Origin of the sequence: Sulfurovum indicum (genome assembly GCF_014931715.1) — a bacterium.
Classification (GTDB): domain Bacteria; phylum Campylobacterota; class Campylobacteria; order Campylobacterales; family Sulfurovaceae; genus Sulfurovum; species Sulfurovum indicum.
Window position 1 is genome coordinate 1,043,388 of sequence record NZ_CP063164.1, and the last position, 23,500, is coordinate 1,066,887.

General features: G+C 43.4%; 17 protein-coding genes and 1 CRISPR repeat array. Of the genes, 15 read left to right on the forward strand and 2 right to left on the reverse strand.

The window, feature by feature from the left end; genetic code table 11:
* The first annotated feature begins 2 nt into the window (after positions 1–2).
* The 13 genes from cas1 to acs (IMZ28_RS05325) all read left to right on the forward strand — a co-directional run bounded on the left by cas1 (position 3) and on the right by acs (IMZ28_RS05325) (position 18,540).
* A complete protein-coding gene (gene cas1, locus IMZ28_RS05265; RefSeq protein WP_197549690.1) occupies positions 3–911 on the forward strand; it encodes a type II CRISPR-associated endonuclease Cas1 in 909 nt (302 codons plus the stop codon).
* A 16-nt stretch (positions 912–927) separates the two neighbouring features.
* On the forward strand, positions 928–1,236 hold the full coding sequence (gene cas2 / locus IMZ28_RS05270; protein WP_232087523.1) for a CRISPR-associated endonuclease Cas2: 309 nt from the start codon (positions 928–930) through the stop codon (positions 1,234–1,236).
* A 113-nt stretch (positions 1,237–1,349) separates the two neighbouring features.
* Positions 1,350–3,827: a CRISPR direct-repeat array (repeat unit 36 nt; unit sequence ATTATAGCGTATTTGTGTGGGGAAGGGTGCTATAAC).
* 72 nt (positions 3,828–3,899) lie between these two features.
* Positions 3,900–4,682, forward strand: a complete 783-nt coding sequence (locus tag IMZ28_RS05275; protein ID WP_197549692.1) for a transposase — start codon at positions 3,900–3,902, stop codon at positions 4,680–4,682.
* Between the two features lie 77 nt (positions 4,683–4,759).
* Positions 4,760–5,791, forward strand: a complete 1,032-nt coding sequence (locus IMZ28_RS05280) for a bifunctional 3,4-dihydroxy-2-butanone 4-phosphate synthase/GTP cyclohydrolase II (protein ID WP_197549693.1) — start codon at positions 4,760–4,762, stop codon at positions 5,789–5,791.
* Between the two features lie 20 nt (positions 5,792–5,811).
* Complete coding sequence (locus tag IMZ28_RS05285; protein WP_197549694.1) at positions 5,812–7,410, forward strand: sensor histidine kinase; 1,599 nt, start codon at positions 5,812–5,814, stop codon at positions 7,408–7,410.
* On the forward strand, positions 7,407–8,069 hold the full coding sequence (locus tag IMZ28_RS05290; protein WP_197549695.1) for a response regulator transcription factor: 663 nt from the start codon (positions 7,407–7,409) through the stop codon (positions 8,067–8,069). Before IMZ28_RS05285 ends, IMZ28_RS05290 begins: the two co-directional genes overlap by 4 nt.
* Before the next feature lie 157 nt (positions 8,070–8,226).
* Positions 8,227–9,567 carry an OprD family outer membrane porin gene (locus IMZ28_RS05295; protein WP_197549696.1) on the forward strand — a complete coding sequence of 447 codons (1,341 nt, stop codon included), beginning with the start codon at positions 8,227–8,229 and terminating at the stop codon, positions 9,565–9,567.
* Positions 9,568–9,579: 12 nt separating this feature from the next.
* Positions 9,580–9,894, forward strand: a complete 315-nt coding sequence (locus IMZ28_RS05300) for a DUF485 domain-containing protein (protein WP_197549697.1) — start codon at positions 9,580–9,582, stop codon at positions 9,892–9,894.
* The gene (locus tag IMZ28_RS05305) at positions 9,894–11,564 is read left to right on the forward strand and encodes a cation acetate symporter (RefSeq protein ID WP_197549698.1); all 1,671 of its coding nucleotides are present in this window, start codon (positions 9,894–9,896) and stop codon (positions 11,562–11,564) included. Before IMZ28_RS05300 ends, IMZ28_RS05305 begins: the two co-directional genes overlap by 1 nt.
* Before the next feature lie 109 nt (positions 11,565–11,673).
* The gene (locus tag IMZ28_RS05310; RefSeq protein WP_197549699.1) at positions 11,674–13,500 is read left to right on the forward strand and encodes a putative nucleotidyltransferase substrate binding domain-containing protein; all 1,827 of its coding nucleotides are present in this window, start codon (positions 11,674–11,676) and stop codon (positions 13,498–13,500) included.
* Complete coding sequence (locus tag IMZ28_RS05315) at positions 13,501–14,112, forward strand: 3'-5' exonuclease (RefSeq protein WP_197549700.1); 612 nt, start codon at positions 13,501–13,503, stop codon at positions 14,110–14,112.
* Between the two features lie 296 nt (positions 14,113–14,408).
* Positions 14,409–16,364, forward strand: a complete 1,956-nt coding sequence (gene acs, locus IMZ28_RS05320) for an acetate--CoA ligase (protein WP_197549701.1) — start codon at positions 14,409–14,411, stop codon at positions 16,362–16,364.
* A 226-nt stretch (positions 16,365–16,590) separates the two neighbouring features.
* The gene (gene acs, locus IMZ28_RS05325; protein WP_197549702.1) at positions 16,591–18,540 is read left to right on the forward strand and encodes an acetate--CoA ligase; all 1,950 of its coding nucleotides are present in this window, start codon (positions 16,591–16,593) and stop codon (positions 18,538–18,540) included.
* A gap of 117 nt (positions 18,541–18,657) precedes the next feature.
* Here the strand turns inward: acs (IMZ28_RS05325) and IMZ28_RS05330 are convergent, their stop codons facing one another.
* On the reverse strand, positions 18,658–19,326 hold the full coding sequence (locus IMZ28_RS05330) for a uracil-DNA glycosylase (protein WP_197549703.1): 669 nt from the start codon (positions 19,324–19,326) through the stop codon (positions 18,658–18,660).
* A gap of 319 nt (positions 19,327–19,645) precedes the next feature.
* Between IMZ28_RS05330 and ppsA the strand changes: the two genes are divergently transcribed.
* Complete coding sequence (gene ppsA, locus IMZ28_RS05335) at positions 19,646–22,063, forward strand: phosphoenolpyruvate synthase (RefSeq protein ID WP_197549704.1); 2,418 nt, start codon at positions 19,646–19,648, stop codon at positions 22,061–22,063.
* A gap of 108 nt (positions 22,064–22,171) precedes the next feature.
* Here ppsA and IMZ28_RS05340 read toward each other — a convergent pair whose 3' ends face one another.
* Positions 22,172–22,558 carry a class II SORL domain-containing protein gene (locus IMZ28_RS05340; protein ID WP_197549705.1) on the reverse strand — a complete coding sequence of 129 codons (387 nt, stop codon included), beginning with the start codon at positions 22,556–22,558 and terminating at the stop codon, positions 22,172–22,174.
* Between the two features lie 188 nt (positions 22,559–22,746).
* Between IMZ28_RS05340 and IMZ28_RS05345 the strand changes: the two genes are divergently transcribed.
* Positions 22,747–23,490, forward strand: a complete 744-nt coding sequence (locus IMZ28_RS05345; protein ID WP_197549706.1) for an endonuclease/exonuclease/phosphatase family protein — start codon at positions 22,747–22,749, stop codon at positions 23,488–23,490.
* The last annotated feature ends 10 nt before the right edge of the window (positions 23,491–23,500 follow it).

Here is a 23,500-nt window from a genome sequence, read left to right on the forward strand (position 1 = left end):
CTATGGGGTGGAGAACACTTATTATAACCAAGCCAGCTAAAATCTCCATTGCTAACGATCAGTTAAAGTATGCACCCAAAGATGGGGAAGTGATAACTGTCCCGATAGATGATATATCTGTCATCATTGTAGAGGTGCATCAAGTGACGATTACCTCAGCACTGATGTCACGGCTTACAGAGTCAAATATAGTACTGTTTACTTGCGATAAAACCCATACACCAAATGGTGTGTTCATCCCCTTTCACCAACATAGTCGCTATACACAAGTAGCACATAATCAAATAGCATGGAGTGAACCTCTCAAAAAACGTCTTTGGCAAAAGATAGTCTCTCAAAAAATACGCAACCAAGCCAAAACTTTAGAATACATGGGAAAAACAAAAGTAAAACAGTTAGAATCTTATGCAAAATCGGTCAAATCAGCAGATAGCACTAATGTAGAGAGTGCAGCTGCCAGACTTTATTTTGTTGAGCTTTTTGGAAAGTTTAATCGTAAAAATGAGAATGACTGGAGAAACAGTGCTCTTAACTATGGATATGCGCTTATAAGAGGAGCAATCTCACGAAGTTTGGCTAGTCATGGGTTTTTACCGGCTTTTGGATTGTTTCATCATAGTACACTCAATGCCTTTAATCTTTCAGATGACATCATAGAACCCTACAGGGCTTTTGTAGATGTGGTAGTGGCTGAGCAGTATGAAAACTTTATAGAGTTACCAGATACACGATTTTTACCAGAGCATAAAGTAGAGCTATATCAGCTGTTTACGATGAATACCGTTATAGATGGTGTAGCTACAACATTGTTAAATAGTGTAGAAGTATGTGTAACTTCGTTGATGAACGTAACGTTAGAAAAAGATGTACAACTTCTAAAACTTCCTGTCTTGGTTAATAATGATGGATAGTTATGAGAGTAGATTTATGAGACTATTTGTATTCTTTGATTTACCCACGGGAACAAAGAAGGAACGTTCTCATGCAACAAGGTTTAGAAATATGCTTATAAAAAATGGCTTTACAATGTTACAGTTTTCTGTTTATGTGCGTGTATGTAAAGGGCAAGACATGGTGAGTAAGTATTTGGATATCACCATGAAGCATCTACCACCCAAAGGTCACATAAGAGCAATGCAGGTTACTGATAAGCAGTATGAACGTATGCATATCCTTATAGGTGAGGAAACTGTAGAAGAAAAAAATGTAGGAGTACAACAACTTTTACTTTTTTGATGCAAAAAATACTAAAAAAATGAGAAAACTTAAACGATTTTGGTAAAAAAGATGATTTTTTTATTGAAATAAAATGTGTAAATCAAGTCTACGAGGGGGCTTGAAAGCCCCGTATTATAGCGTATTTGTGTGGGGAAGGGTGCTATAACTTTCTCTTCACGTGTTGTTAGCGGTGAAAAATTATAGCGTATTTGTGTGGGGAAGGGTGCTATAACGTTTCCACTATGATGCTTTGCTCCTGTGGTATTATAGCGTATTTGTGTGGGGAAGGGTGCTATAACTGACCTCTGTCTTGGTGGCAAAGACCGCGAATTATAGCGTATTTGTGTGGGGAAGGGTGCTATAACTGCTGAGATAACACAGTCAAACCCGCCTGAATTATAGCGTATTTGTGTGGGGAAGGGTGCTATAACCTCAAGGTCATCGTACAGCCTATTGATATCATTATAGCGTATTTGTGTGGGGAAGGGTGCTATAACTTCCCATCTATTGCATCCAAAATCATCATCATTATAGCGTATTTGTGTGGGGAAGGGTGCTATAACATTGCGATCCTTAACGAGTTGATCGTAGTAATTATAGCGTATTTGTGTGGGGAAGGGTGCTATAACTCCTTGGATCTCTTGGATTGACAAACGAAGATTATAGCGTATTTGTGTGGGGAAGGGTGCTATAACTGCTGAGATAACACAGTCAAACCCGCCTGAATTATAGCGTATTTGTGTGGGGAAGGGTGCTATAACTTCTGATGTGTCATTGATCCATCCGCCATTATTATAGCGTATTTGTGTGGGGAAGGGTGCTATAACCCATTACACCTGTTAGTAGATCAATGATTAATTATAGCGTATTTGTGTGGGGAAGGGTGCTATAACTTCTGTATTTGTAACTTCGTTTACTTTAGAATTATAGCGTATTTGTGTGGGGAAGGGTGCTATAACTATGCAAGGATCGAAGTGACCGAAAAAAAAATTATAGCGTATTTGTGTGGGGAAGGGTGCTATAACTGACCAATGGGTATTACGTTGACGCCGATAATTATAGCGTATTTGTGTGGGGAAGGGTGCTATAACCCCTATTATAAGTGGATTAGGTGTCCAAGTATTATAGCGTATTTGTGTGGGGAAGGGTGCTATAACTAGGGAACAGTAGCCAGTCAGTAGGAGACAATTATAGCGTATTTGTGTGGGGAAGGGTGCTATAACCAGCCTGCTATATCGTTGTCGAAAGTCCCAATTATAGCGTATTTGTGTGGGGAAGGGTGCTATAACTTGCTTCAAGTGTGCCAACGCTAACACCAAATTATAGCGTATTTGTGTGGGGAAGGGTGCTATAACTCACGGCTCAGGCGTACTTGGAAAAGGCAAATTATAGCGTATTTGTGTGGGGAAGGGTGCTATAACACACTATAGCTCTGTAAAAAAACAGAGTGAATTATAGCGTATTTGTGTGGGGAAGGGTGCTATAACTAGCGGTAGAGGTTGAATGCCATCGAGACCATTATAGCGTATTTGTGTGGGGAAGGGTGCTATAACATATAACATCCTTAACGCTCAACATGGTCCATTATAGCGTATTTGTGTGGGGAAGGGTGCTATAACATGTAGTATGATGACAGATCGAGGATGATAATTATAGCGTATTTGTGTGGGGAAGGGTGCTATAACTGTTGCGTTAACTGATACATATCAGTTGTAATTATAGCGTATTTGTGTGGGGAAGGGTGCTATAACGTTAACGATGCAACTGTCTTATATACGGCAATTATAGCGTATTTGTGTGGGGAAGGGTGCTATAACGTGGTCTTACAGCGGTAGGAATTGCAGGATATTATAGCGTATTTGTGTGGGGAAGGGTGCTATAACGCACAAGATAGACGCAATAGACATAGGCTTATTATAGCGTATTTGTGTGGGGAAGGGTGCTATAACGGCATACCTTGACACACTCTTCATCGGCGGATTATAGCGTATTTGTGTGGGGAAGGGTGCTATAACTACCTGCAGTGTGAAAGAAAAACTAGCAGCATTATAGCGTATTTGTGTGGGGAAGGGTGCTATAACGCAATTTCGATGTAAGAACCATCTGAAAGCATTATAGCGTATTTGTGTGGGGAAGGGTGCTATAACTGGACGCTCCGCTGGGCACTCCGTGGGCGTATTATAGCGTATTTGTGTGGGGAAGGGTGCTATAACATCGATTTTTCTATCACGTATGAGCAATACATTATAGCGTATTTGTGTGGGGAAGGGTGCTATAACAGATTGTTATCTTTTTTCGCAAAAGTATTAATTATAGCGTATTTGTGTGGGGAAGGGTGCTATAACTAACTGTAATATTTTCTGGTAGTACACTCAATTATAGCGTATTTGTGTGGGGAAGGGTGCTATAACCAAGGCCATAAACGATGCAGAAGCACGGATATTATAGCGTATTTGTGTGGGGAAGGGTGCTATAACGCAGATCTATCTCTTCTAAACGCTTAATAGATTATAGCGTATTTGTGTGGGGAAGGGTGCTATAACCGTTGGGGTCTCTGTTTTCTCTCATTGGAGATTATAGCGTATTTGTGTGGGGAAGGGTGCTATAACTTAAAATAAGGGTCAGGCGTTGAATATACACTTTTTTTGCTATACTGTTTTTAAAAAAACAAGGAGTAGGTGATGTCAAGAAGACCGCGCATAGATCTGGCAGGGTATCATCATATCATCAATCGTGGAGTGAACCGTTCTGATATCTTTAGATCGGATGATGATTATGCAATGTTTTTAAAGATCCTTTGCAAAGCATGCAGAGCATATAGAGTAGTGGTGCATGACTATTGTCTAATGCACAATCATTTTCATCTGCTGATCGAAACAGAACTGGACAATCTTTCACTTTTTATGAAACAAGTCAACAGCAATTATGCTATCTATGCAAATAAAAAACAAAAAAGATCCGGTCACTTCTGGCAGGGAAGATTTTACTCACGATACATCAACAATGAAGCATATTACTATACGCTCATACGTTATATAGAACAAAATCCGATAGAAGCAAATATAGCAAAGAGAGTGGGTGAATACCCCTATACATTAGGAGCCGTGATTGCCAACAAACAAATACCCATACCCTGTGCAAACAAGTCCAAACTACTGGCGGAACTGGATTATGAAAATATACAGGAACTCATAGGTGTAACTCTGCAGGAAGAGGAGCTGAAGATACTTGATACGATCCAAAAACAAAAAGTGATCACTAAAGAGAATATTCATAGGCATGCCTATTTGAAAACACTCGAGGAACATTTCAGGGACAGTAAAACCAGGAATGAGAGAAATATCAGCATTATCAATGCCTGTGATGACGGATACACACAAGCCCAGATAGCAAAGTATTTGAGTCTATCCCGTTCACTTGTTTCAAAGATCGTCAAAAGTAGATATTCAACGCCTGACCCTTAATAAAATGGTCTAAACCAAACTCTATATACTCCTACGATATAATACCTTCAATTTATCAGTCTAAAACAGGAACAACAATGTCAGAAGCAATACAGAGAGTAGAAAAAGCCATCGATGAGATCAAAAAAGGGAAGATGGTCATTATGATGGATGATGAGGACCGTGAGAATGAGGGCGATCTTGTCTATGCGGCAACCTTTTCCACACCGGAGATGGTGAACTTTATGGCCAAAGAGGCAAGAGGACTCATCTGTACACCTATTACCAAAGAGCTCGCTTCCGGGCTTGAGCTGATGCCGATGGTCAGCAACAATGACTCTGCACATGAAACAGCGTTTACTGTCTCCATAGACTCTGCGACTGCGACCACAGGTATCTCTGCCGCTGAGCGGGATGACTGTATACGAAAACTGGCCAATCCTTTGAGTGTTGCCGGTGACTTTGTACGTCCCGGACATATTTTCCCTCTCATTGCCAAAGACGGAGGTACACTAGTGCGTACCGGCCACACTGAAGGATCGGTCGATCTCTGTAAACTGGCAGGGTTGGCACCCGTAGGTGTGATCTGTGAGATCATTAAAGAGGATGGTACGATGGCACGTATGGATGATCTGAAAATATTTGCCAAAGAACATGACCTCTGCATTGTCTACATCTCTGATATTGTGGAGTACCGTCTTGCCAATGAACAGCTGGTCAAACGGTTAAGCAGTGAAGAGACCCTGCTTAAAGGAATGAAAGTAGAAAAACATACCTACACTGACCATCTTGACCGGACCCATACAGTTATTCAGTTCTACAAACTGCACGAGACGGCAAATGTCAAGTTCCATAACATCGGCAGCGATATTGACCTTATTCTTGATGACAGACGTTTCAGTGCGCTCAACAACTCCATAGAGTATCTCAAGAAGAACGGTGGGGTACTGGTTTTTCTCGATACAAAAGTGATCTCACATGAACAGGCCAAAGAGTTTGGTGTCGGCGCACAGATACTCAAAGACCTCGGCATCAGGAACATCAACCTTCTGACCACCAACAAAGATACCGAGTTTGTCGGACTTGCAGGCTTTGGGCTTGATGTGGCGGAGAAAATAGAAGTCGTCTGATAGCGGGAGTCAAGTGCAGTATGAAAAGATATCTTCAAAAGCTCAGTCTGCATTCGATCAATTTCTTCGGGATCATTATACTTTTTGCCTTTGCCCTGATCTTTACATTTCTTGTGATCTTTGAAGAGTACAGGGACTTTGAACAGGAATCCATACATCTTCGAAAAAACTACCTGGAAGAACAAAAGAGCAAGATCAAAGAGGAAACTGAACGTATCTTGCGTTATATCCGCCATACGTACGATAGCATGGGAACGCAAATTGGAGAGGAAGACCTTAAAGAAAACATCATCAGTTCCATTGAACACCTCTTTGACCGCAGGAACGGAAGCAGCTATATCTTTATCTATACATTTGACGGAGTCAATATCTCAGACCCGAACAGGCCGGAAAACCGGGGAAAAAAGATGATAGACTTTCAGGATATCAATGGTAAATACATGCTCAAAGAACTTATAGCGGAGGCAAAAAAAGGGGGAGGATATGTGGAGTATGTATGGACCAACCCCGCCAACAACCAGCTCTCTCCGAAAGTTTCATATGCAGCACCATTCAGACCGTGGAACTGGATGGTCGGTACAGGAGTCTACCTTAATGAGATCGATGAGATCATCGCACAGAAAAAAGAGAAGTTAAAAGCACGCCTTATCCGCTATGTTATGGAAATACTGACCCTCTCTGCAATACTCTTCTGGATCGCATGGGGTGGGATCAAGATGATCAACAGTATTATCCATAAAGAGATATCAACTTTCAGAGATTTCTTTCGGCAGTCAGTAGTACATAATATCGTGATAGACAAACATCAGATACACATTAAAGAGTTTAAGATACTGGTATCGTATGTCAATGAGATGGTAGAGGAGATACACAAAAAGAACAGTGAACTCAAAGCATTGAATGCATCACTTGAAGAGAAAGTTGTACAGAAAACGGCAAAACTGCATGAACAGATAAAGTATAACGAACAGCTTGTTGCCGCACAGGACAGTTTCATCAAACACTCTATCCATGAGATCAATACACCGCTTGCGGTCATTATGACACATATCGATATCTACAAGATGAAGTATGGAGAGAACAGATACCTCTCAAAAATAGAAGCAGCTTCCAAAATGATCTCCAATATTTATGATGATCTCAGCTATATGGTGAAAAAAGACCGTTTTGTCTATGAAAAACAGATCTTGGATTTCTCTTCTTTTCTTAAAGAGAGAATTGTTTTTTTTAATGAGATCGCAAGGGGAAATGAGCATAAAATAGTCAGTGAGATAGAAGAGGGGATCAGCATCTGTTTTTCAGATATAGAACTGCAGAGGATCATCGATAATAACCTCTCCAATGCTATCAAGTATGCATACAAGAAGAGTGATATTGGCATACGGCTTCAAAAAGTAAAGGGTGATACTGTTCTGGAGTTTCGAACCCACTCAAAACAGATAGAGGATACACAGCGTATTTTTGAACCGTTCCATCAGGAAGTAGAGAACAAAGGCGGCTTTGGTCTGGGGCTGGAGATCGTACACAGTATTTGTAAAAAAGAGCATGTTGAAGTGGAAGTTGAGTCGGGTAAAGATATGACGCTGTTTCGATATGTTTTCAAAGGAGAATATGCATGAAAGTATTACTGCTGGAAGATGAACTGATGTTACAGAGCGCTATGGTAGAGTATCTGACAGACTGTGGCTACATTGTCGATGCCTGCGAAGATGGAGAAGATGCATTCCAAAAGGCAAGAAGAGAAAAGTATGACTTTTTTGTTCTTGATATCAATACCCCTACGATAGACGGGCTTACCCTGCTTGAAAAACTGCAAAGTGACAAGATATTCGTGCCTACTATTTTTATTTCGGCCATTACCCAGATAGAGCAGATATCAAAAGCGTATGAGCTGGGCTGCTATGACTACCTTAAAAAACCTTTTCATCTGAAAGAACTTACTTTACATATAGAGAGACTGCTCAAGATGGCCAACATTACGCCCCGGTCACTTGTAAAGTTCTCCAAAATGTACAGTTACGACCTGGAGAAGAACCGTCTCCTGTTTGACAATGAAGAGCAGCACCTTACACCAAAACAGGCCCAGATCATTCATCTGTTTGCTTTGAATGTCAACAGGATCGTTGATTTTGATATGCTCAGGCATTACGTCTGGGAAGAGAGCAATGTAGACAATGCAACCATCAGGGCTGAGATGCACCGGGTCAAACGTGTACTCAAAGAGGATCTTATAGAGAGTCTCAAAGGGATTGGTTACAAAGTAAACAAACATTACTGAAGCATAACGACAAATAACTTCAATAACACCTCTTTACCGTTACCAATTGATACAAATACGATATAACACCCCCTTATTTTCATCAAATTTTTCAATGCTATGTTAATGCTATTTTCACCTTCCATAATAAAACCGAGAAAAAATTCAGGAGTAAAATATGAAAAAAATAATCGTATTGTCACTTGTGGCAACGACAATGATGACTGCGGGCGGGCAGATCGATCCTGCTGAAAGTACCGCAGAAACAGAGACAGAAAAAGAGTGGGGTGAGATATTCGGCCAGTCCCGTACATTCTATATAGACAGGACATACAGCGGTTCAATCGTCAACAACCGAAATTCACTATCAAGCGGAGGTTATATTGGTTACCGAACGCCAGAATACAATGGTTTCAGTGCAACGGTAGCTGCGTACGGTACCTACGGACTTGATATTCATGATGAAGATGCGGATGTGGTCGGCAGTGCAAGTTATGACCCGTCACTTTATGGTGACAGCTTTGACAACTACCTGTTTGTCGGTCAGGCATACCTTAGTTATGCCTTTGGCAATACGAACATAAAAGTCGGACGTCAAAGACTTGATACACCGCTTGCGGGAGCAGATGATGCACGTATGCTTCCAAACCTTTTTGAAGCAGTACTTTTGAGCAATAAAGAAGTAGAGAATACTACATTGATCGCTGCACATGTAATGAAAGAGACAGTCGGTACATTCGGTAATGTTTACGGTACTCCCTCCGCACTCTCTTTGCAAAGCGGTTACGGTCTTGGGTATAAATTGGGTACAGGTGGTGACTTTGCCGACATGGGAGAGATCGCGCTTGGTGAAGGTGTAGATACGGACGGTGTTACTGCATTGGCAGCCATATATGCCAAAGGCGGACTAAAAGTACAGGCTTGGGACTATGTAGCATGGGATATTCTCAATGCAGTTTATCTTCAGGCTGATTTTGGCTGGAACTGTCTGCTCAATGATGCTGTGAAGATGAAAGCATCTGTACAGTTCATCAATGAAAGCGATATCGGCGACAGTCTGGCGGGGAGTGTGGATGTAAACTACTTTGGCGTTAAGCTGGCTGCAGCCTTTGATGCATTCAGTGCCTATGCTGCCTACTCATCTACAGGAGATGACGCGGATACAGTAACGAATGGAGGAGTGATCACTCCCTGGGGAGGTATGCCCGCATTTACACAGGGAATGGTGACAAGACACCAGTTCTTTGCCAATACTGACAGCTGGAAAGTAGCAGCATCATACAACTTTAAAGCATACGGACTTAAAGCTTCGGTATACTATACTGAATTTGATATCGGTAGAGAGAATACCTATGACAACGGCAATGCCTGGACCGCCTCTGAGTCAGGCTGGGACGTACAGTATAAAGTTGCTTCGGTTGAAGGTCTCAGCCTTAGAGCCAGAGCAAACTACCCAAGAGATTTCAAAGAGGGGCTGGACTGGGATGAGTACAGACTCATAGTAAACTACAATTTTTAACAAGGAACTGAAATGACTAAAGAACAGATTGAACATGTTCGGAACAATCCGAAGTATCAGAAACTGGTAAAAGAGAGAAGCAGATTCGCATGGACTCTTTCTATTATTATGCTGGTGATCTACTATGCCTTTATTTTAACGATCGCGTTTGAACCGGCAGTACTGGGAACCAGAATGGGAGAGGGTGTAATGACCATTGGTATACCTATCGGTATCGCTATTATTGTTATTGCATTTGTTTTGACCGGTATTTATGTAAAAAGAGCCAACAGTGAGTTTGATGAACTGAGCCATCAGGTAAAAGAAGAGTTAAAGGATATTGCGTAATGAAAAAGTTTTTATTATTAACATTGCTGTTGAGTGCAGGTGCATTTGCAGCAGGTGCACTTGAGGGTGAAGTGCAGAAGCAGCCGCTTAATATTTCTGCGATAGTGATGTTCCTTATTTTTGTTGCAGGTACACTGGGTATTACATACTGGGCAGCAAAAAGAACGAAGACAGCAAAAGATTTCTATACTGCCGGCGGCGGTATTACAGGTTTCCAGAACGGTCTGGCAATTGCAGGGGACTACATGTCAGCGGCATCGTTCCTTGGTATTTCCGGTTTGGTCTATCTGGCCGGATATGACGGACTGATCTACTCTATCGGTTTCCTTGTCGGCTGGCCGATCATTCTGTTCCTTGTTTCTGAGAGACTTAGAAACCTGGGAAAATACACCTTTGCCGATGTTGCAGCGTACAGACTGAAGCAGACACCTATCAGAACACTTGCGGCGTTTGGTTCCATTGCAACAGTTATTTTGTATTTGATCGCCCAAATGGTAGGGGCTGGCAAACTGATCCAGCTTCTCTTTGGTCTTCCGTATGAGTTGGCAGTTGTGCTTGTCGGTACACTGATGATCCTTTATGTGACTTTCGGTGGTATGCTTGCAACAACATGGGTTCAGATAATTAAAGCGGTACTTCTTCTTTCTGGTGCGACATTTATGGCACTTGCAGTTATGAGCCACTTTGGATTCTCTCTTGAAGCAATGTTCGCCAAAGCGGTGGAGGTACACCCCAAACATCAGGCTATTATGGCTCCCGGAGGGTTGGTATCTGATCCTGTATCAGCGATCTCTCTTGGTATTGCACTGATGTTCGGTACAGCAGGTCTTCCGCACATCCTGATGAGATTCTTTACGGTTGCAGATGCAAAAGAGGCAAGAAAATCCGTATTCTTTGCAACAGGTTTCATCGGTTACTTCTATGTTTTGACCTTTATCATCGGTTTTGGTGCGATCATCATGGTATTGAACAACCCTCAGTATCTTGATCTTGCAAAGCAGGCTGTTAGTGGCGGCGCGCCAATTCTTGGCGGTAAGAATATGGCAGCAATACACTTAAGCCATGCTGTCGGCGGCAACTTCTTTCTCGGATTCATCTCGGCTGTGGCATTTGCTACGATCCTTGCCGTGGTTTCAGGTCTTACGCTTGCAGGAGCATCGGCGATCTCCCACGATCTGTATGCAAACGTATTTAAAAGAGATAGAGTTGACGAAGCTAAAGAGATGAAGGTTTCCAAGATCGCTACGGTAGCACTTGGTATCATTACGATCCTTCTTGGTATTGCATTTGAGAAGCAGAACATTGCATTCGTTGTCGGCCTGGCATTTGCCATCGCAGCGTCAGCGAACTTCCCTGTACTCTTCCTCTCCATGTTCTGGAGCAAACTGACCACAAGAGGTGCGGTCATCGGAGGCAGTCTCGGACTTGCAACAGCAGTGCTGCTTGTCATTCTCGGTCCTATTGTGTGGGTACAGATCCTGGGTAATGCAGAAGCGATATTCCCTTACAAGTATCCTGCACTCTTCTCGGTAACGGTTGCCTTTATCGGTATCTACTTCTTCTCTGTCACTGACAACAGTGAAGATGCAAGAAAGGAGAGGGAAGCATTCGAAGCACAGGATATCCGCTCTCAGACAGGTATCGGTGCAGAAGGTGCAGTCTCTCACTGATCATTGTATGCAAAGCCTTCGGGCTTTGTATGGAATTTTCTGTTTAGTGCTATAATATTCCCCCTTTGTTATAGCACTATACAGAGAGTTTAAATGAGGATATCCGCCAATGATCGCACTACTTCAGAGACTGAAAGAGCATCTGCCTTTTTCCCTTTTAGGCAAAGAGGAACAAAAAACAATAGAAAAGAGTGCCCAGATCGTCTACTATCCTCAGGAGACCATACTGATCGCCACAGATCAAACACCTGATAGACTTTACTATATTATCAAGGGAGTGGTGGAAGCCATAGTAAATGATGAACTGGTCGATATCTACCACCAGGATGATACGTTCGGCGGTATTGAACTGATAGAGAAGCAACCTTCAGGTTATGACTATATTGTAACCGAAGAGATGATCTGTTATGAGATACCCAAAGAAGTATTTCTACAGTTGTGTGACAGTAATGAGGCTTTCAGAAGTTATTTCTTCTCCTCTATTGTAGAACGCATCGATATGATCAAGGAGCGTAGAGAGAGTGCCAAAACGGCAGATCTGATGGTAGCACGTATCGATCGTGATATTTTGCATCCTGCCTGTATCGTTGAGCCTGATATATCCGTTACCGAAGCGGTGGCTGAACTTGAGACCGAGGGCGCTGCTGCATTGCTTGTAAACAATACGGAAGGGTACGGCATTGTCACCGATATGGACTTGAGAAAATATATCCTCTCCAAGGAGAGAGAGGAACTTCTGACTGTTTCACAGATACAGACTTTTCCGGCAATCACTGTTTCTGAGGGTGAACTTCTTTTCAATGTACTGATCTTAATGACCGGGCACTCCATCAAACATATGCCTGTAGTTGATGAGAATGAAAAACCTGTAGGCATACTGACACTCATCGATCTGTTGAGCTATTTTTCAAACCAGTCCCACCTTATAACTACCCAGATAGAAAATGCCGGGGATATCGAGAGTGTTATCGATGCATCCAAGCGTATAGATGTGATGGTCAAAACGCTGCACCTGAAAGGGATCAAGTCACGATATATCGCCAAAATGGTCTCTGAGGTCCATAAAAAAATGTATGCCAGACTTTTTATGCTGATCTTTCCCCGCTCATGGCATGAGAAATGTACGCTTCTGCTTCTTGGCAGTGAGGGCAGGGGAGAGCAGATACTCAAAACAGACCAGGACAATGCCCTGATCTTTGAGGATGGATTTGAAGCCGAGGGGAAAGAAGAGATCCTTCCAAAATTCACTGAAGCACTCGAAGCTATTGGTTTTCCGCGCTGTAAGGGGAATGTTATGGTCATCAATCCCAGGTGGGCAAAAGAAGTGAACAGCTATAAAGCCGATATAGAAGAGTGGATCAACCATACGGAGAGTAACGGCTTAATAGAGTTGTCGATCTTTTATGATGCATTTGCCGTTGCAGGGAATAAAGCGCTTTTTATAGGGCTGAGAGACCATTTGATAGCAGAAGCGAAAAAGCATCAAAGTTTTTTGCCCCATTTCGCAAAACCGATAGAGAGTTTTGAATCGCCGTTGGGGCTTTTTTCCAGATTTGTCTCCCGGGAGAGGGATCATAAGGATGAGATCGATATAAAAAAGGGGGCGCTCTTTGCGATTGTTCACGGTATAAGAGCTTTGGCTCTTGAACACGGTATCACAAAGACCAATACGACACAGCGTATCAAGGCACTGAACAATGCAGGATACATGACCAAAGAGGATGCTGTGAATTTAATGGAAACACTTGAGGTACTTATGACCTTTCGTCTGCATGCCCGGCTTCAGAAACTGGAGGAGGGGAAATCTCCGGATAATTATATTGACTTGAAGAGACTGAGCAAACTGGAAAAAGACACCCTTAAAGAGGCACTTAAAATAGTGGAGCAGTTCAAAAAGAGAGTGGCCTACCACTTTCATCTCAGTATGGTGGGTTGAATGTTTGATGCACTAAAGCAAAAATGGAACCGGAAAAAACTGACGGATGAACGTTTTGCATTTCTGTTTGATGCTCCTCCTGAAAATGAAGTAGTGGTCTTTGACTGCGAAACCACAGGACTCGACCCCAAAAGAGACGATATTGTTTCCATAGGGGCAGTAAAGATCAGAGAGAACAGGATACTTGTGAACGAAGCGCTCCATATTTTTGTCAAACAGAGCAGACAGATCAGCCATGAGAGCATTGCCATTCATCACATCCGCCACTGTGATCTGAATGATGCTGTTTCCATAGAAGAAGCTATGGAGAGATTCCTCTACTTCATAGGAAGCAGAACGCTGGTCGGGTATTTTCTTGAATTTGACCTTGCCATGATCAACAAATACATCAAGCCGATGATAGGCATCACGCTTCCCAACAGGAGAGAGGAGCTCTCCGCGATCTATTATGACCGCAAGATCCCCATGATCCCGCAGGGAAATATTGACCTGCGTTTCAATACGATCATCAAGGATCTCTCACTGCCGGAACTTCAGGCACATGATGCACTCAATGATGCGGTTATGACAGCAATGGCTTACCTGAAACTCACCCAAAAACATTATACATGATCTTTATACAGAAGAAATATCCGGTATCCGTATTTAATACTGAAAAAAGATCTTTGAAATAAGTGAAAAACATGGATCGTTATGAGAGTAGACAGCACTATTGTGCAAGAAATACACTATGGCAAAAAATGTTTCAAATAGTAGCATACTGCACAAATAAATTTGAACATGATCAAAAAAACATTTCTGATCTCTCCTTGCTATATAAATGCTATGTATGCAGGTTATACTCGCAGTATATGTCACCGTCTTATACTGTTACGGAAGCATGAAAAAGATAATTAAAAGGAGGAGTGATGACAGAAGAACTCTACTTTCCGAATGAAGAACGCTTCAGGGATGCAGCGATCAAGAGTATGGATGAGTACCATGCACTGATGGACAAAGCAAAAGAGGATTATGAAGGTTTCTGGGGAGACCTTGCCAAAGAGAAGATCTCATGGTTCAAGCCTTTCACCAAGATACTGAATGAAGAGAATGCACCATTCTACAAGTGGTTCGAAGATGGTGAGCTCAATGTTGCATACCAGTGTGTAGACAGACACCTTGCAACAAGAAAAAACAAAGCAGCAATAATCTTTGAAGGTGACAATGGTGATCAGAAGGTACTGACCTACCGTGAACTCTTCTATGAAGTGAACAAAACAGCCAATCTCTTCAAGAACCAGTTCAATATAAAAAAGGGGGACAGGGTCGTACTCTATATGCCGATGATCCCGGAAGCGGCGATATCTATGCTGGCATGTGCCAAGATCGGTGCGATCCACTCTGTGGTATTCGGCGGCTTCTCGGCAGAAGCGCTGAGAGACCGCATTATCGATGCACAGGCAAAGCTGGTCGTGACAGCAGACGGTGCCTTTAGAAAAGGAAGACCGTATATGCTCAAGCCGGTAGTTGACCAGGCACTTGAAGAGGGGTGTGAGTGTGTCGAGGCAGTCTGTGTTGTTGAACGTAACGGTGAAGATATCCACTGGGAGGCCGGACGTGACTATGCCTACTATGAGCTGGTGAAGAGTCAATCCTCTCAATGCGAACCGGTAGCTGTTGAGGCAGAGCACCCGCTGTTTCTTCTTTATACTTCAGGAAGTACAGGAAAACCAAAAGGAGTACAGCACTCCAGTGCAGGATATATTCTCTGGGCTCAGTTGACAATGGAGTGGGTTTTTGACATTAAAGAGAATGATACCTACTGGTGTACAGCAGATGTTGGATGGATCACCGGCCATACCTATATTGTTTACGGTCCGCTGGCTGCAGGAGCAACGACTGTAATGTTTGAAGGGGTACCTACTTTCCCGGATGCCGGACGATGCTGGAGAATGGTGGAAGAGTACCAGATCAATCAGTTCTATACGGCACCGACAGCTATCAGACTGCTGCATAAGACGGGAGCAGATGAACCGGGAAAATATGATCTTAGTTCACTGCGTATCCTTGGAACAGTCGGAGAGCCTATTGACCCTGCTGCATGGAAGTGGTACTATGAAGAGGTAGGAGGAGGCAGATGTTCCATTGTTGATACCTACTGGCAGACAGAGACAGGAGGGCATGTGATCAGTCCGCTTCCCGGAGCAACACCGATCAAACCGGGATGTGCAACCTTCCCGCTTCCGGGTATTATGGCAGAGGTTATAGAAGAGGACGGTACACCGACACCGGCAGGGGAAAAAGGGTTCGCCTGTATTACCAAACCCTGGCCAAGTATGATCAGGAATATCTGGGGAGACCCGGATAGGTTTGTAAAATCTTATTTCGGTGACTGCAAAAAAGAGGGTAAACCAGTCTATTTTACAGGTGACGGTGCAATGATAGATGCGGATGGATACATCACTATTACAGGACGTACCGATGATGTCATCAACGTCTCCGGACACAGAATGGGAACTGCAGAAGTAGAAGCAGCCATCAAAAAACATGAGAATGTTGCAGCTGTTGCCGTAGTCGGCAAGCCGCATGATATTAAAGGCGAAGGGATCTTTGCCTATGTGGTCCTCAAAAATGATGAGGGTGTGGCAGATGAACTTGAAACCATGAAAGAGATCAATACTATCATCAAATCCGAGATAGGTGCGATCGCATTGTGTGACGATATGGCTTTTGTACCAGATCTTCCGAAAACACGTTCGGGCAAGATCATGCGACGTATACTGAGAAGCCTTGTCAAAGGTGAGAAGATCACTCAGGATACGTCGACACTTGAAGACCCGGGTATTGTAACAAAGATCGAAGAGATCATTCAGTGCAAATGCTGAACAGGCATAGGGGGGGAGAGTAGGGACTCTCCTTCTCTGAAAATGTCAGTTAGACGGTTAGCCTCTATAATATCTTTAAACCGTTCTGTTTTACTGCAGATGTAACAAATAGGATAAAAATACTCCTAATTAAAAAAAATTCTCTACAAAAACCTTTTAAATCCCGCTACTTTATGTTACACTTGTTCTAACAAATCTATAATAATCATACAAAAGAGGTACGAAAATGAAAGAACACAGACCTGTATATCAGCCCAATCCAGAATTTGCACAAAATGCCGCCATTAAAAGTATGGATGAGTACTGGGAACTGCAAAACAAGGCAAAAGAGGACTACGAAGGTTTCTGGAAAGAGTATGCCGATGAGAAGATCGACTGGCTTGCTCCCTATGACCAGGTCCTTGATGAGAGTAATGCACCGTTTTACAAATGGTTCGTTAACGGAAAGCTCAATGTCTGTAACCAGTGTGTAGACAGACACCTTGCAGACAAGGCGGAGAAGACGGCGATCCTTTTTGAAGGAGACAGAGGTGATGTTGAACACATTACCTATGCTGAGCTCTCTCTGCGTGTCAACAGAATGGCGAATCTGCTTAGAGAAAAGTTTGGTGTAGTAAAAGGGGACAGGGTCGTACTTTATATGCCGATGATCCCGGAAGCAGCCTACGCGATGCTGGCATGTGCAAGAATAGGTGCGATCCACTCTATCGTCTTTGGCGGCTTCTCTGCAGAAGCACTTAAAGACCGTATAGAAGATGCCGAGGCGAAACTTGTTATTACCGCTGACGGTGCTTACAGAAAAGGTAAACCGTATATGCTCAAGCAGGTGGTTGATGATGCACTTAGCCAGGGCGGCAAGAGTGTAGAAGCGGTACTTGTCGTAAAAAGAAACAATGAAGAGATCAACTGGGTAGAAGGAAGAGACCACAACTATAATGAACTGATCGGTGAGCAGCATGCAGAGTGCCCTTATGAGGTCATGGACAGTGAGGATCCCCTTTTCCTTCTTTATACTTCAGGCAGTACCGGAAAGCCAAAAGGGGTACAGCACTCCAGTGCCGGGTATATCCTCTGGGCACAGATGACCATGGAATGGGTATTTGACATTAAAGATAAAGATGTTTACTGGTGTACTGCGGATATCGGATGGATCACAGGTCATACTTACATCATTTACGGACCGCTTGCAGCAGGTGCGACAACAGTGATGTTCGAAGGTGTACCGACCTATCCTGATGCAGGACGTGCATGGAAAATGGTACAGGATCATAAGATAAGCCAGTTCTATACAGCACCGACAGCGATCCGTGTACTGCATAAAATGGGAGAAGATGAGCCAACAAAGTATGATCTCTCTTCGCTCAAAGTTCTTGGTACGGTGGGAGAGCCTATCGATCCTCCGGCATGGAAGTGGTACTATGAGGTGGTAGGGAACAGCAGGTGTGCTATTGTCGATACCTGGTGGCAGACAGAAACAGGCGGGCATATGATCTCTCCTCTTCCGGGAGCAACACCGATCAAACCGGCATGTGCAACCTTCCCTCTTCCAGGTATTATGGCAGAGGTTATTGACCCTGACGGAACACCAAAAGAGGCAGGTGAGACAGGACTGCTCTGTATCACAAAGCCGTGGCCGAGTATGATACGTACTATCTGGGGAGACCCCGCACGTTATGAGAAGTCCTATTTCGGTGATGCGGTCAAAGATGGCAAACCGGTCTACTTCTCCGGTGACGGTGCAGTGATAGACGAGGATGGCTACATCACCATTACAGGTCGCGTGGATGATGTCATCAATGTTTCAGGACACCGTATGGGTACTGCCGAGATCGAAGCTGCGGTCAAGAAAGATGACTCGGTGGCAGAAGTAGCGGTCGTTGCAAGACCGCATGATATCAAAGGTGAGTCTATCTTTATCTACATTGTGCTCAAAGAGGGGCATATTAACAAAGATATAAAAAACCACATCAATGCACTGCTCTCTTCCGAGATAGGGAATATTGCCAAAGCAGACCACATTGTAGAGGTACCGGGACTGCCGAAAACACGTTCAGGCAAGATTATGAGAAGAATTCTTCGTTCTATTGCCAAAGGGGAGGAGATCACGCAGGATATCTCGACACTTGAAGATTCGTCCATTGTTGAACAGATCATCAGCAAAGCAAGAGAAGCGTAAGGTTCTTTTTCTTTATCAACTCTTCCTTCGGTTTAACCGGAGGTTTTGTAGTGATCAGGAGAGGGATATACTTTCTGATTCCCGGGAAACCGGGAGCAACATAAGATCAAGAGTTTTTTAAAACTGTTCCATCAACGCTTTCACTTTCTTCAGATCTTCGAATACTTCTTTTTTTGCACTCGGATTTCTTAGCAGAAAACTGGGATGATAGGTAGGGATGAGGGTATATCCGTTCTGTTGATGCAGTGTCCCTCTTATTTTGCTAATGCCAGTTTCATCTCCTGTCATGTAGTGGTACGCTGTACCGCCAAGTGTTACGATAAGTTTGGGTTTGACAAGCTCTATCTGTTTGAGTAGAAAAGAGTAGCATGTGTGTGCTTCTGTAGGGGTAGGTACACGGTTATCCGGTGGCCGGCACTTGACAATATTGGTGATATAGACCTCTTCACGCTTGATGAGAAGTACATTCTCTATCATCTTTGTAAGAAGTTCTCCAGAACGTCCTGTAAAGGGTTTCCCCATGCTGTCCTCGGTCACTCCGGGAGCTTCTCCTATGAACATGATATCTGCTTGCGGACTCCCCTCTCCAAAGACAACACTGCTGCGACTCTTGCTTAATTCGCAAAGATGACACTGCTGTGCCTGTACTTTGAGCTTTTCCAGTGTATCAGGCAGGGAAAGATCAGGCTCATCTTCTTTGTAAACAGTTGCAGAGGTGTATTTGTACCCTAACTGTCTGAGTTGGTAAAGCTGTTTGAGAAGAAGGGCATTTTTGAGGTTTTTCATAGAGACATTATATCTCTATGGGACTTAAGATGACCTCTGACAACTCTGTACTTCCACAATATCATAATGAGAGTTACCTTTAATTTACTTCAATATTTTGCTATAGTTATGGTATGAAGAAGCCATTGTTTTTATTTCTTGTATCGGTACTGTTGCTTGTTGTAGTAAAAGCTGTCTATACAAAATAGTGTGAATCAAGAGCTCACACCTGTAAAAAAGAGGAAAAAGCAGACGGGAAAAAGCCTGTTCCAAAAGAGGGTATTGCCTGGCAGGACTTCATCTGTTCAAATATACTCTATCGTAAAATAAAGGAGCGATCGTGGCTGCATATATCAAATGGTTTAAAGAGCTTGGTATTAATGATATAGAGATCGTGGGTGGGAAAAATGCTTCTTTGGGAGAGATGTACCGTCATTTGACAGCGAAAGGAGTTCGGGTACCCAATGGCTTTGCTGTTACTGTTGAAGCCTATAACGATATACTTGAGTATAACGATGCATGGGAAAAACTGCATGAACAGCTCGATGATCTTGACCCTAATAACGTGACCCAGCTTCAGGAGCGCGGTGCGGCATGCCGGAAGATCATACAGGAGTGTGAGATACCTGAAAAGATTCAAGCAGAGATACTCGAAGGGTATCGTGCTCTGAGAGAGGAGTATGGAGCGGGCCTTTCCCTTGCTGTACGCTCCTCCGCAACGGCAGAGGATTCTCCTGAGGCCTCTTTTGCCGGGCAGAATGAAACCTACCTGAATATTTCCTCAGATGAAGCACTGCTGGATGCCTACAAACGCTGTCTTGCTTCAAACTTCACCGACCGTTCCCTTCACTACAAATACGATCACGGGTTTGATTATTTCAAAGTCCATCTATCTGTTGTTGTCATGAAAATGGTGCGCAGTGATATCGGGGCCAGTGGTGTGATGTTCAGTATCGATACGGAGACGGGCTTTGAAGATGTCGTCTTTATAAATGCTGCATACGGACTGGGAGAGAATGTTGTACAGGGTACGGTGGATCCTGACAGTTTCTATGTGCACAAACCGACCTTTAAAAAAGGATATCGGGCTGTTTTAAAGCGGAGACTGGGCGGCAAGGCACTTAAAATGGTCTTTGCCGACAGAGAGGAGACCACGAGGGTTGCCGCAGCGTATACCATGAACATAGAAACGACCAGTGAGGAGAGAAAACGTTTCAGCATAAGTGATGAGGATATCATGATCCTGGCAGAGTATGCCATTAAAGTGGAACATCACTACTCTCAAGAGGCTGGATACTGCAAACCGATGGATATGGAGTGGGCCAAAGATGGTCTGGATGGTCAGATATACATGGTGCAGGCACGTCCGGAAACGGTTGAGTCACAGAAGAGGGGAACAGTTCTGGAGATCTACCGGCTTAAAGAAAGAGGCAAAGTGCTGGTGACCGGACGTGCCGTGGGAACCAGAATAGGTACCGGAAAAGTACGGTATATCTCAGACGCAAAGGCTCTGAAGGAGTTTAAAGCAGGAGAGGTACTCCTGGCAGAGACTACGACCCCTGACTGGGAGCCGATCATGAAGATCGCTTCGGCCATTATTACAAAGAGAGGAGGGCGTACTTGCCATGCAGCGATAGTCAGTCGTGAACTTGGTATTCCTGCGGTAGTAGGTGCAGAGAATGCGACGGAAATACTTAAAGATGGACAGGAGGTGACCGTCAGCTGTGCAGAGGGAGAGAACGGTCAGGTCTATGAAGGAAAAGTTGATTTTGAGATCGTTCGGACAGACCTAAGCAAGCTGCCCAAAACCAGAACGGATATTATGATGAACCTCGGTAATCCAGATATTGCCTTTTCACTGGCTTCTCTGCCTGTGGACGGTATCGGACTGGCACGGATGGAATTCATCATTAATGAATATATCAAAGCACATCCGATGGCTCTCAAACATCCTGAAAAGGTAGATGAAGCGACAAGAAAAAAACTGCAGATACTTAGTGGACCGTTCGGTTCTATGGAGGAGTTTTTTATTAAAAGTCTTTCAGAGGGTGTAGCTACAATAGCGGCTGCAGTCTATCCCAAACCCTGTGTGGTACGCATGAGCGATTTCAAGTCCAACGAATATGCCACACTGCTTGGCGGAAAATTCTTCGAGCCCCATGAGGAGAACCCTATGATCGGTTTTAGGGGGGCATCACGCTATACCCACCCGGCGTATGAAGAGGGGTTCGCTCTTGAGTGTGCCGCGATGAAACGGGTACGTGAAGAGATGGGATTTGAGAATGTCATCCTGATGATCCCTTTCTGCCGCCGTGTCGAAGAGGGAAAACGTGTCGTAGAAACGATGGAGAAATTCGGTCTTAAAAAGGGGAAGAGAGGACTGAAGATCTATGTGATGTGTGAGATCCCCAATAATGTCATATCTATCGACAGTTTCAGTGAGATATTTGACGGCTTCAGTATCGGCAGTAACGACCTGACGCAACTGACCCTTGGAGTGGACCGTGACAGTGAGATCGTAGCATTTGACTATGAAGAACGTGATCCCGGTGTTTTAAAAATGATCAAAATGGCGGTTGAGGGTGCCAAAAGAAACAATCGTCACAGCGGGATCTGCGGTCAGGCACCTTCAGACTATCCGGATGTGGCGGAGTACCTGGTCAAACTGGGGATCGACTCCATCAGTCTCAACCCCGACTCCGTACTCAGTACACTGCCAAAGATCGTAGAATTTGAAAAAAAGTTTGGCAGAGAATAGGAAAGGTATCTGATAAGGTCAATTTGATTAAAGAGTGATGCTTTTGTAAAATATATAAAGTAGGGGGAGATAAATGCCCCTCATACGAGAGGCAGAGAGTAAAGCAGTTTAGTCTGCTACAGTCACTTCAACAGGAGTAGATTCCCAGATACCGTGTTTTGTACAGTATCCGTGAGCCACAAGCTTAAGTTTGCTTTTGGTTGGTCTAATGTTGAAAGTTACTTCAGCATGGGATTTTTCGTTTCCGAGTGTCCCCGGTACGAAAGTAGCCATTGCAAGTTTTGTATCACCGTCAAAAAGTGTAATAGACTCGATATAGTGATCGAAATCATCAGGATGCGTATACTCCTGACCCATTTTTACGTTTACTGCAAGCATTTCACCTTTTTTTGCTTCACCCTCTACAGTGATGAACGGTGAATGTCTGTCTATAAGGTCTTTTTTCGCTTCTCTTTCGACGGTGTCGATATCTACATACTTATTGATCTTTGGCATGTTAAATCCTTTTAATTTTGTTTTTTGTAGAAGTATTATAACATAAAAAAAGTTACAAATAGGACAAAAATTATCTTATTTAAAACCGAATAGCGGAAAAGTGTCACTTTTAGGTGCTGCCTGCAAGGGTGAGAGAGAGTAATAATGCTATAATCAAACGATAAGAATGGATATTTTAGGATACCGTAATGCTCATACCTTCGCAAGTTCACCATAACTATTGTCATCATGAATGTCTTAGCGTTCTACCGGACTCTTTTGGCCTCATTTGCTGGAATGTCTATAAAAAGAACCGTTTGAATGATCGCTTCAGATCATTTATGCAAAAAGAGATAGAGAAGAAAAAAATTGACTTCCTTCTTTTTCAGGAGGCCAGTTTTAAAGCAGACAGACCTTGTCTGTTCGAGGGATTTGCATTTGATGCTGCTGCAAATATAGAGTACAGAAGATCCTTTTACGGTGTATTGACCGCCAGCAGAACCGTTTCCAAAGAGGCCAGAGCATTTCTCTCCGAATCGAAAGAGGCTTTTTTTGCTACACGTAAAAGTTTTCTTCTGACAAACTACAGATATGAAGATGGAAGTGAATTGCTTATTGTGAACATACATGCGATCAACTTTCGGGAGAACAGAAGCTACAATAAAGAGACAGACAGACTGTTGGAACTTTTAAGCGTTCATACCGGACCGATGATCGTTGCCGGTGACTTCAATACATGGAACCAAAAAAGGGTAACAAAACTTTCTGGTATCAGAAAAGCTCTCGGACTGGCTATGGTACCCTATGGAAAAGATGAGAGTGTCAAGTCTATGTTCGGAAATCATCTGGATTTCATATTCTACAGAGGATTGGAGCTGCTTGCATATGAGGTATTGGAGGAGGATGGTATCTCAGACCACAATCCGCTTTTTGCCCGGTTTAGGAAAAAGTGATATGGCTGGC

Bases quoted from the DNA above. Each gene is read 5' to 3' on its own strand.
- IMZ28_RS05310 (WP_197549699.1), top strand. From the start codon at position 11,674: ATGATCGCACTACTTCAGAGACTGAAAGAGCATCTGCCTTTTTCCCTT.
- acs (WP_197549702.1), top strand. From the start codon at position 16,591: ATGAAAGAACACAGACCTGTATATCAGCCCAATCCAGAATTTGCACAA.
- IMZ28_RS05285 (WP_197549694.1), top strand. From the start codon at position 5,812: ATGAAAAGATATCTTCAAAAGCTCAGTCTGCATTCGATCAATTTCTTC.
- IMZ28_RS05295 (WP_197549696.1), top strand. From the start codon at position 8,227: ATGAAAAAAATAATCGTATTGTCACTTGTGGCAACGACAATGATGACT.
- acs (WP_197549701.1), top strand. From the start codon at position 14,409: ATGACAGAAGAACTCTACTTTCCGAATGAAGAACGCTTCAGGGATGCA.
- IMZ28_RS05315 (WP_197549700.1), top strand. From the start codon at position 13,501: ATGTTTGATGCACTAAAGCAAAAATGGAACCGGAAAAAACTGACGGAT.
- IMZ28_RS05340 (WP_197549705.1), bottom strand. From the start codon at position 22,558: ATGCCAAAGATCAATAAGTATGTAGATATCGACACCGTCGAAAGAGAA.
- IMZ28_RS05300 (WP_197549697.1), top strand. From the start codon at position 9,580: ATGACTAAAGAACAGATTGAACATGTTCGGAACAATCCGAAGTATCAG.
- IMZ28_RS05330 (WP_197549703.1), bottom strand. From the start codon at position 19,326: ATGAAAAACCTCAAAAATGCCCTTCTTCTCAAACAGCTTTACCAACTC.
- IMZ28_RS05275 (WP_197549692.1), top strand. From the start codon at position 3,900: ATGTCAAGAAGACCGCGCATAGATCTGGCAGGGTATCATCATATCATC.
- IMZ28_RS05305 (WP_197549698.1), top strand. From the start codon at position 9,894: ATGAAAAAGTTTTTATTATTAACATTGCTGTTGAGTGCAGGTGCATTT.
- IMZ28_RS05345 (WP_197549706.1), top strand. From the start codon at position 22,747: ATGCTCATACCTTCGCAAGTTCACCATAACTATTGTCATCATGAATGT.
- IMZ28_RS05280 (WP_197549693.1), top strand. From the start codon at position 4,760: ATGTCAGAAGCAATACAGAGAGTAGAAAAAGCCATCGATGAGATCAAA.
- cas1 (WP_197549690.1), top strand. From the start codon at position 3: ATGGGGTGGAGAACACTTATTATAACCAAGCCAGCTAAAATCTCCATT.
- IMZ28_RS05290 (WP_197549695.1), top strand. From the start codon at position 7,407: ATGAAAGTATTACTGCTGGAAGATGAACTGATGTTACAGAGCGCTATG.
- cas2 (WP_232087523.1), top strand. From the start codon at position 928: ATGAGACTATTTGTATTCTTTGATTTACCCACGGGAACAAAGAAGGAA.